Here is a 299-nt window from a genome sequence, read left to right on the forward strand (position 1 = left end):
AAGTACCTGCGCCTTGTGGGTTGAAGCTGTTTTTGATCAGACAAGGAATGTGGAATTGCGCAATAGGAGCAATGGTTTTCGGGTGTAGAACCGAAGCACCAAAGTAAGAAAGCTCCATCGCCTCTTGGTAGCTAAGAGACTTGAGCAGACGAGCATCATCAACTAAGCGTGGGTCACAGTTGTAAACGCCATCGACATCAGTCCAGATTTCACAGCAATCAGCACGTAGACACGCCGCTAACACAGCCGCTGAGTAGTCAGAACCATTACGACCTAGTGTGACTAGCTCACCTTTTTCA

At 48.2% G+C, this 299-nt stretch carries 1 pseudogene; it reads right to left on the reverse strand.

The window, feature by feature from the left end:
- Positions 1-299 (reverse strand): annotated as a pseudogene (thrA, locus tag AB4486_RS26815) (bifunctional aspartate kinase/homoserine dehydrogenase I); the annotation flags it as partial.

It is taken from the genome of Vibrio sp. 10N.222.55.C6 (assembly GCF_041473395.1).
In the GTDB taxonomy this organism is placed as follows: Bacteria; Pseudomonadota; Gammaproteobacteria; order Enterobacterales; family Vibrionaceae; genus Vibrio; species Vibrio crassostreae_C.